The organism is Polaromonas sp. UBA4122 (assembly GCA_002381615.1).
GTDB lineage: Bacteria > Pseudomonadota > Gammaproteobacteria > Burkholderiales > Burkholderiaceae_C > Polaromonas.
On sequence record DFWY01000060.1, the window covers coordinates 1 to 8,966 of the forward strand.

Sequence of the window (8,966 nt, forward strand, 5' to 3'; positions counted from 1 at the left end):
GAGATGATATTTTCGGTGTTCGCCAAGACAATCCCGGTGGTGACGAACTCGATGGTGCTGGGGTTGGAAACACTACTTGTCTGCGGCGCGTTTTCTTTGTTGCAACTGAGCACAGGTCTGGGACCGTTCCGTCGTGTTGGATGACAGCACTATTTTTGGCAGAATCGTGTCCGCCTTTACCGGCTATAGCGCAAGTCCGACACTGATGAGTCTCCTGGTGTTTAGCGCTTACTGGCGGGCTATTCAGTGGATGCTGCGCACCGCTAAAGAGCCTGTCCGCACATGACGCCTGCCATGACAGCAATGGGTGATTGGCTGCAACGGCATGGCCGGTGGATTCGGCTGCTGCAATGGGTGGTGCTGCTGTTTTATGGCGTGCTGTTGATTGTTCCTGCACTACTGCCGCTACCCGATGCGTCCTCGCGGGTGTTTACCCATTTGACGGTTTTTTCCCAGTTCGTCTTCTGGGGCATTGGCTGGCCCTTTGTCCTTTTGAGTATGGTGCTGGTGGGGCGGGCTTGGTGCGGTGTACTCTGCCCTGAAGGCGCACTGTCGGAGTGGGTTAGTAGCAAAGGGCGTAACCGACCTATCCCGCGCTGGATGCGTTGGGGCGGCTGGCCCTTTGTGGCCTTCGCCGGCACGACAATTTATGGCCAGATGGTCAGCGTGTACCAATATCCGAAAGCCGTACTGCTGGTCCTTGGTAGCTCCACGTTGGCGGCTCTTGTGGTGGGTTATCTTTATGCTCGGGAAAAACGGGTCTGGTGCAAATACCTGTGCCCCGTCAATGGCGTATTTGGTTTACTGAGCAAGCTGGCGCCGATGCATTACAAGGTGGATGCGGCGGCTTGGCGCGCGTCTTACCACAGCCCCATCCGCATTCGGCCGATCAATTGCGCACCGCTGGTGGCCATCCGAAAAATGGAAGGTAGCAGCGACTGCCATATGTGTGGTCGCTGCAGTGGCCACCGCGATGCAATTTTGCTAAGTACGCGGTCTGCGAACCACGAGGTCGTCACCTTGGGCGAGCAGTTGGCAAGCGGTTGGCAAACCGCGCTGATCCTGTTCGGTTTGCTCGGTATCGCGATGGGGGCATTCCAATGGACGGCCAATCCACATTTTATTGAAGTCAAGCACATAGTCACCGAGTGGCTGATCGACCGCAACATCATGTGGCCGTTTAACGAAAATGCACCTTGGTGGCTGCTGACCCACTATCCTGATCAACGCGCCGTATTTTCCTGGCTGGATGGTAGCTTGCTGATCGGCTATCTGTTGGGTATGGGCCTATCGATGGGCTGTGGTCTGGCGCTGCCCTTGGCAATGGCAAGCCGCCTGCTCGGTCCGTGGCAGCGGCAACGGTTTTACCACCTGAGCCAGGCACTGATTCCGATCGCTGGCTGCGGCGTCTTGATCGGTCTGTCTGCCGTGACGGTTAAGCTGCTAAAAAATGAAGGAATTCCCGTATTTTGGGCCAATGATGTTCGCTTTTTGTTGTTGGCCGGTGCCACCTTATGGTCACTCTGGCTTGCCAGTGGTATCTGTCAGCACTATGCACCGTCGTTGCGCCGGCGGCTATTCGCCACCTCCGCGTTCTGTCTTGCGCTCGCATTGATTGACTATGCCTGGGCCTTGATGCTCTGGGTCTGGTGAGCTGACCAACGCGTAGCGGGCTGTTGTGGATCGTAAGCGCCACCGAACGCCCGCTTCAGAATCATGAGTCGGGAGAGCGCTGGTGGCTGGTTTGGCGCGAAGTTGCGCAAGTCAAGGCCACCCTGGCCGGTTGCCTCGCTGTTTTTACAAGAGGCCAGATGCCCGCCCGAAAGATCACACAGAACCAAAGCGTTGGGCCACGGCGGCAATGTGGGCGTAGCGCTCGTCGTCACTGGCTGGAACGGCAAACCGCACCTCCCGGGTGCCTTCCAAAAAGGCCGAGAGCTGGGAAATTGCTGGTAGACGAGATTCGTCCATGTCGATCACTATGTGATAAATGATCTACCCATTCTTACCGTTCCCGCAAATACCACATTGGAAAAAGATGCGCCTTGACCCTAATCAAAGCTGATGATATCTTCCGCAGCACACACAAAAAAATCATAAAACGTAGGAAAAATGGATCGTGCTATGAAAAATCAAACCATCGGTTCGAACGTGCGCGTCTCGAAACTCATGTGGATCATTTCGATCTTTGCAACAGTATTGATCGCGTCGCTGCCGCAGGCGGCCATCGCGCTTCCTCTGTTTGCGCGTCAGACCGGGCAAAACTGCATGGCCTGCCATGCCGGCGGGCAATTCCCTGAGCTCACGCCCTACGGCCGCATGTTCAAGTTGACTGGATTTACGATGGGCCAGCGGACGGTTCCCGTCTCAATCATGGGGACGATAAGCAACTCCAGGGTTGCCGACACGTCCAAGAGCGACGACCCCAGTGCCGATTTCCAGAAGAACGGGCAGACCATCTTCGCTACTGGGAGCCTGTTCCTAGGTGGGAAGGTAACCGACAACATCGGCGCCTTCACACAAATCACCTACGACCCTTATGCATCGCAGGGAGCTGATGGGCAGTTCCACGGGCATAGCCAAGCCGACAACATCGACCTGCGCTATGCAGATAGGTTTATCGACGAGAAGCGAGACCTCATCGTTGGGCTATCCGTCAACAACAATCCATCGGTTTCTGATCCATGGAATACGGCGGCAGCATGGATGCAATATGTCCCGGTGCCGAGCCCGACGAGCAGCCAGTTTATCGACGGGGCCACACCCTATCCTAGCTATTCGGCCGGTGGCAACATCGCCGGCATCACGGCCTACTCTTACTGGAACCGGTCAATCTATGCCGAGATCGGTGGATACGGCACGTCCCGAGGACTCTTTTCATTCATGAGTGCAGGCCTGGATGACGCCAGTACCACGAAGCTCAGAGGCATCAATCCTTATTTGCGCCTGGCATGGAACCATGAGTGGGGAGCCCACAGCCTGATGATCGGAACCGCCGCGATGGCGGCCCAGATCTATGACGACAACCTGAACACGTCCGACCCCGCCACGACCCATCACACCAAGGACTGGAAGATCGACGCGCAGTACCAGTACTTGCTGGATCCGCATTCGGTGACCGGACAACTCGTCTTCGCGCACAACCGCACCCGTTATTCCGACGCCATGGCCAACCAGCCTGTGGCCTTTACCGATGCCACTGGCAACCCCCTGGCCAACACCAACGCCGAGGACAGGACCAACCTTGTGCGTGCCAAACTCACCTACGTGTACCAAGCGCGGTATGGTGCAAGCCTTGCGTTCTTCAACCAGACTGGCAGCACGAACACGGCTAATCAGACCGCGGGATATGACCCCGCCACGCTGACCATCACGTCGGATCCCACTGCCTCAGCACCATCCACGCGGGTCAGCGGCAACCTCTCAGGCAATCCTGCCACCCGCGGCTTGACATTCGAGACGTTCTGGATGCCGACCCAGTACACGCGCATCGGTGCCCAATACACCGCTTACAACCGCTACAACGGTGCATCGCAGAACTACGACGGATTCGGACGCAACGCTCAAGACAACAATACGCTATTCCTCTATATCTGGGCAGCGTATTAATGCGGTCCATGGTCTTCCAAGCATCCTTGAAACAATACGGGAAATTGAAATGAAGCTCGCATACCTCGTTCTCGCCATGCTAGGCGCAGGGCTCATCACCGGATGCACCAACCTGCCCCGTTCGCGAGATTTGGCTAACCCGAACGTGTCAGCGGTCACGCTGGCGCAACAGGTTTGCTCCAATTGCCACGGAATCACGGGCAACTCCGTGTCTCCGATCTTTCCGAACCTGGCTGCTCAACCACAGGCCTACCTCATTGGTCAGCTCAAAGGCTTCAAGAGCCACGGCCGGGAAGACCCGGCGGGCTTCGAATACATGTGGGGCGTGAGCCGCAGTCTTACCGACGAGCAAATCACCGGTTTGGCTAGCTACTATGCGAACCAGCGACTGGCTCGCCAACCGATCGAAGGGAATGCGTCAGACATGCCAGCTGGCGAGACGATTTTCAAGTCCGGTATGGCAGCGGAGAATGTGCCTGCCTGCTTCGCGTGCCATGGCGATGCAGGACAGGGGAACGAGACTTTTCCGCGCATCGCGGGCCAGCACGCCGACTACATAGTCAAGCAGCTGAATGTGTTCCAGCGGACCAACGAACGGCCACTGGGCGCTGTCATGAAGACAGTCGCTCATGAACTCACCCCAGAGGACATCAAGGACCTGGCCGCATACCTGCAAGCTTTACCCAATCGGTAGCCGTGTCAGGTGCCGGCGGCACAACATCGATGAGGAGTGCGAAACGGCGCACCGGGCCGTGCGACGGTCCACCACAAAGCCGCCAGTGGCGAAGTCCGGTTCTGGCCGGTTTCAACCATTCGCAACTCATCAACATCGGTATCCGGCATCGCGACGTTGACTCGGCGCCCGGAAAGCCAATCAAAGCGCCTGATCACGCCTTCGGCAACGTCACACCCACCTGCCCCTGGTACTTGCCACCCCTGTCCTTGTAGCTGGTCTCGCATACTTCATCGCTCTCAAAGAACAGCACCTGGGCGCAGCCTTCGCCGGCGTAAATCTTGGCGGGCAGGGGCGTGGTATTTGAAAACTCCAGCGTCACATAGCCTTCCCACTCGGGCTCGAACGGGGTGACGTTGACGATGATGCCGCACCTGGCGTAGGTGCTTTTTCCCAGGCAGATGGTGAGCACGTTGCGCGGAATGCGGAAGTACTCCAACGTGCGGGCCAGCGCAAAACTGTTGGGCGGGATGATGCAGCTGTCGCCGTGGAAATCGACAAAGCTCTTCTCATCAAAGTTTTTCGGGTCCACCACCGTGCTGTGAATGTTTGTGAACACCTTGAACTCGGGGGCGCAGCGGATGTCGTAACCGTAGCTTGAGGTGCCGTAGCTGATGATCTTGTGGCCATCCCGCTCGCGTATCTGGCCGGGCTCGAAGGGTTCGATCATGCCGGTCGTTTCCGCCATGCGGCGTATCCATTTGTCGCTTTTGATGGTCATATGGGAGGCTCCTTGAGTTGCCTGTGATTGTAGGCAAGCCGCCCGCACCCAATAGAGCCCGGTGATTCACTATTAAATTAATAGCTGCTTGCGCCCTTCCCTATTGGGCTATGGGCCGATTTTACTAAACATTTCTGGTAGATGGACTGGCCAGGCTGCCCGCCTGCGCGGTTTTTTGGGCCAGCGGCGACGACCGTGCTGCGCAGCAGGCCGACGCGCGCTCCTACACGCTCAGGCACGCCAAGGGATAGTGCGCTGCGCTCCCCAGCGGTCCATTTCAGCGTGGAGCGGCCCGTCGGTGAATCACTTGTTCACCCGGCAACCATCGCCTATCGAGGCTCGCCAGACCCGTACCGACGTCAGCGCCGGAAGCCGGGGCTGCAGCTTGCGGAAAATGAACTGGCACAGGTTTTCAAGCGTCGGCGGGCCCAGGTCGGCAACGTCGTCGAGCAGATGGTGGTCCAGCTGCTCGCGCAGTAGCGCAAGCTCGCGCCGCACCAGCCCCAAGTCCATCACCATGCCAGTGTGCGGGTCGGACAGCCCGCTCAGGAACACCTCGGCGTTGTAGGTGTGCCCATGCACGCGCTTGCTGCTTTCGGTGTCAATGACCCGGTCCAACGTGTGCGCTGCGTCAAAAAAGAAGGTCTGGCTGATTTCGCAGTTCATCGGATGCCCGTGATTTTGTGGGTCTGCAGGCTGAGCCGCCAGGCCGGCCGCTTCAGGCACAGCTGGATGCAGGCCTGGGTGTTGCGCAGCCGCTCGGGGTTGTCCATGGGCTGCAGGAAGCGGTGCGTGAAGCAGGCAGCCTCCAGTTCGGCCAGTTCCAGCCCCGGCTGGGGCCACACCACCTTGAGTTCGTCACCGGCGCGCTGCACCCAGGGGGCGCCCGCCTTGGGACTGACGCAAATCCAGTCAATGCCCTCGGGCGCGGCAATCGTGCCATTGGTCTCGACCGCAATCTGGAAGCCGCGCGCATGCAGCGCCTCGATCAGCGCGCTATCAACCTGCAGCAGCGGTTCGCCTCCGGTCATCACCACAAAACGGTGTGCGTTGTCGCCGATGGGCCACTGCGCTTCGATCTGGCGCGCCAGCGCGTCGGCGTCCAGGAACTTGCCGCCCAGCGTGCCGTCGGTCCCGACAAAATCCGTGTCACAAAACCGGCAAACGGCGCTGGCCCGGTCTTGCTCGCGGCCAGACCAGAGGTTGCAACCGGCAAACCGGCAAAAAACGGCGGGGCGACCCGCGTTGGCGCCCTCGCCTTGCAGCGTGTAAAAAATCTCTTTGACCTGGTAGCTCATGCTTCTCTTAGTGCCTATTTACTCAGCTTGCCCTGCACACCCTGCACCAGAAAATTCATGCCCAGAATCTGCTCGTCGCTCAGCGTTTTTCCGGCTGCCAGCACTTCACGGCCTTGGTTGTCCAGCATCGCGGTGCGCGCCTTGAACGGTTGCAGCTTGCCGGCCGCAATGTCGCGCTGGCGCGCCAGCACTTCGTCGGCCACTTTTTTCGGCACTTTGGGGCCAAAGCTGTCGACGCGGATCATGCCTTCCTTGACGCCACCCCAGAGCGCGCCGTTCTTCCAACTGCCATCGAGCACAGCTTGCGCCCGGCGCGTGTAGTAGTTGCCCCACTGGTGGGTGATGGCCAGCACCTGCGCGTCGGGCGCGAACTTGCGCATGTCCGAGTGGTAGGCAATCGCCAGCTTGCCGCGCTCCTGCGCCGCGCTCATCACGGCCGTGGAGCCGGTGTGAAAGGCGATGACCTCGACGCCCTGGTTAAACAGCGACATGGCCGCTTCACGCTCACGCGGCGGATCAAACCAAGCGCCCAGCCATACCACCTTGACCGTAGCCCTGGGGTTGACCGAGCGCATGCCCAGCGTGAAGGCGTTGATACCCTGGATCACCTCGGGAATTGGAAAGCCCGCCACATAACCGGCGCTGCTGGCGAGACGGCCGGCGGCAATACCGGCGAGGTAACGGCCTTCGTAGTAGCGGGCATTGGCCACCGCCACGTTGGCCGCGGTTTTGTAACCGGTGATGGATTCGAACTTCACATTCGGGAAGTCTTTGGCCACCTTGAGCGTGGGCTCCATGTAGCCAAAGCTCGGCGTAAAGATCAACTGGTTGCCCTGGCTGGCCAGGTCGCGAATCACGCGCTCGGCGTCGGCCCCTTCGGCAACGTTTTCCACATAGGTGGTTTTGACTTTGTCGCCCAGCGCGAGTTCGACGGCCTTGCGGCCTTCTTCGTGCTGGCGCACCCAGCCGGCCTCCGTAACCGGCGTGACATAGACGAAGCCGATTTTGAGCGGTGCCCTGACCGGTGCGGGAGATTGGGAGAAAGCGGGAGAAACGGAAAGAGAGAAACAAGCGGCCACGAGTGTCGGAACGACAGCGGTCACGAGGTTTTTATACATGGTAGTCCTCTACATGGCCCCGGAATAACAAAAGCACCAGCGCGCCGAGACAGCACGCTGATGAAAGCTTATTTTAACGGCTCACAACCGGGTAGGTCCTGACCATCCATCCATACAGGGCGGCACCGATCAACAGCGCGCCAGCGGCGACTTCTAGCGACAGCGTAAAACCTTCGTTGGCACTGCGGGTATGCCTGAGCAGCAAGGCCACCAGCGGCGGGCCCAGAATCTGCCCCACGCCGTAGGTGGCGGTGAGCAAGCCCATGAAGCTGGCGGCCGTGTCAGGGCGCAGGCGGCGCACTTCCTGCATGGCAAAAAAGGTAATCGCGGTGAAGGGCATGCCCAGCAGCAGGCTGCCCATGGCAAACCCGGCCAGGCTGGGGCTCCAGAGGCTGGCCGCAATGCCGAGCGCCTGCATGAAGTAGCAAGCGGCCAGCAGGACACGAAAATCGCGGCCAGCCCGAAGGCGTGTGGCCAGCAGCGCGCCCACCATCACCCCCAGGCCGAAGATGGGCCAGAACAGGTCCAGCCATGCGGAGCCGGGCAGCGCTGCCCGGGCAATCACCGGCAGAAAGGTGGCGGTGATGATGTAGCCAAATCCAGCCAGTCCGTAGGCCAGGGTTAACAGCGTCATTTCGGTGCGGCCGTGATTCAGCGGCGCAGCGCCCAATTCGGGGCTAGACCGCCCGACCCAAGGAACCCGCGCAGCCAGGCGCTCGTCACCGCCCCGCAGGATGTGCCATACCGCGCTGGTGAGAACAAACGCCAGCGCACCAAAAATCAGCCAGCCCGTCGCAGCGCTCCAGTGCCAGGCCACCATGCCGCTGGCAAACAGGCCGCTCACGACAATGCCCGCGCCCGGTCCGGCATAAATCACGCCGCCCAGCGCCGGTACGCCGAGCTTTGCAAGGTGAGACAGGCACCAGCCCGACGTGTAGACAAACACCACCGCGCTGGTCACGCCTGCGGCAAAGCGCAGCACCGGCCACGCGGCAGGAAACTGCCATCCTATGGCGAGCGTCAACACCCCCGTGGCCACCAGCCCGGCGCGCACTAGCGATGAGTAAGCCAGCAGAGGCAGCCATTTGAACCGGGCCCACAGCCAGGGCTGCAGCGTGCAGAGCATGGCGCCCAGCATGTAACCCAGGTAGTTGGCGCTGGCCAGCCAGCTGGCCGCCGGCAGATCGACCACGCCGTCGTTCAGCATCATGGGCAGCAACGGCGTGAAGGCAAAGCGTCCTATGCCCACGGCCACGGCCAGTGAGACCAGCCCGGCCAGCGCGATGGCCCATGGGCCGGGCGATGCAGACAAGCGCTCGCGCTGTGTTTCTTTAGCCATCAAGTGCAGCACCCACTTCTACTCATTTGCCTTCAATGATAGGCAGCATGGCTTTGTTAAAAAACCCCTGGCTGCTGCCTTGTCGCGCTTTGCCGTCAGCAGGAAGTCGGTCGTTTTACCTTCCTTGCCAACGGCACGGCACAGATAC

Annotated in this window: 9 protein-coding genes and 1 pseudogene; 3 read left to right on the plus strand and 7 right to left on the minus strand. The window is 59.8% G+C overall.

What is annotated here, in order from left to right; translation table 11 throughout:
- Positions 1 to 282 precede the first annotated feature (282 nt).
- Positions 283 to 1,653 carry a 4Fe-4S binding protein gene (locus B3F77_RS07685; RefSeq protein WP_293604391.1) on the plus strand — a complete coding sequence of 457 codons (1,371 nt, stop codon included), beginning with the start codon at positions 283 to 285 and terminating at the stop codon, positions 1,651 to 1,653.
- 174 nt (positions 1,654 to 1,827) lie between these two features.
- Here B3F77_RS07685 and B3F77_RS07690 read toward each other — a convergent pair whose 3' ends face one another.
- Entirely contained in the window at positions 1,828 to 1,971 is a 144-nt protein-coding gene (locus B3F77_RS07690; RefSeq protein WP_293604392.1) for a hypothetical protein, read from the minus strand.
- Between the two features lie 153 nt (positions 1,972 to 2,124).
- On the opposite strand from B3F77_RS07690, the gene B3F77_RS07695 reads away from it, so the two are divergent.
- Together B3F77_RS07695 and B3F77_RS07700 are read left to right on the plus strand one after the other, a co-directional pair.
- Entirely contained in the window at positions 2,125 to 3,609 is a 1,485-nt protein-coding gene (locus B3F77_RS07695) for a cytochrome C (protein WP_293604393.1), read from the plus strand.
- 49 nt (positions 3,610 to 3,658) lie between these two features.
- Positions 3,659 to 4,303, plus strand: a complete 645-nt coding sequence (locus B3F77_RS07700) for a c-type cytochrome (RefSeq protein ID WP_293604394.1) — start codon at positions 3,659 to 3,661, stop codon at positions 4,301 to 4,303.
- 193 nt (positions 4,304 to 4,496) lie between these two features.
- Here B3F77_RS07700 and dcd read toward each other — a convergent pair whose 3' ends face one another.
- From dcd to B3F77_RS07730, 6 genes and pseudogenes are all read right to left on the minus strand, one after another.
- Positions 4,497 to 5,063: a dCTP deaminase gene (dcd, locus tag B3F77_RS07705; protein WP_293604395.1), complete on the minus strand. Its 567-nt coding sequence runs from the start codon at positions 5,061 to 5,063 to the stop codon at positions 4,497 to 4,499.
- A 303-nt stretch (positions 5,064 to 5,366) separates the two neighbouring features.
- Complete coding sequence (locus tag B3F77_RS07710; RefSeq protein ID WP_293604396.1) at positions 5,367 to 5,729, minus strand: 6-pyruvoyl trahydropterin synthase family protein; 363 nt, start codon at positions 5,727 to 5,729, stop codon at positions 5,367 to 5,369.
- Positions 5,726 to 6,361: a 7-carboxy-7-deazaguanine synthase gene (gene queE / locus B3F77_RS07715; RefSeq protein WP_293604397.1), complete on the minus strand. Its 636-nt coding sequence runs from the start codon at positions 6,359 to 6,361 to the stop codon at positions 5,726 to 5,728. The genes B3F77_RS07710 and queE overlap by 4 nt, the downstream gene beginning before the upstream one ends.
- A gap of 14 nt (positions 6,362 to 6,375) precedes the next feature.
- A complete protein-coding gene (locus tag B3F77_RS07720) occupies positions 6,376 to 7,479 on the minus strand; it encodes a BMP family ABC transporter substrate-binding protein (RefSeq protein WP_293604398.1) in 1,104 nt (367 codons plus the stop codon).
- A 73-nt stretch (positions 7,480 to 7,552) separates the two neighbouring features.
- Positions 7,553 to 8,818: a YbfB/YjiJ family MFS transporter gene (locus tag B3F77_RS07725; RefSeq protein WP_293604399.1), complete on the minus strand. Its 1,266-nt coding sequence runs from the start codon at positions 8,816 to 8,818 to the stop codon at positions 7,553 to 7,555.
- Between the two features lie 51 nt (positions 8,819 to 8,869).
- Positions 8,870 to 8,966, minus strand: a pseudogene (locus tag B3F77_RS07730) (DDE-type integrase/transposase/recombinase); the annotation flags it as partial.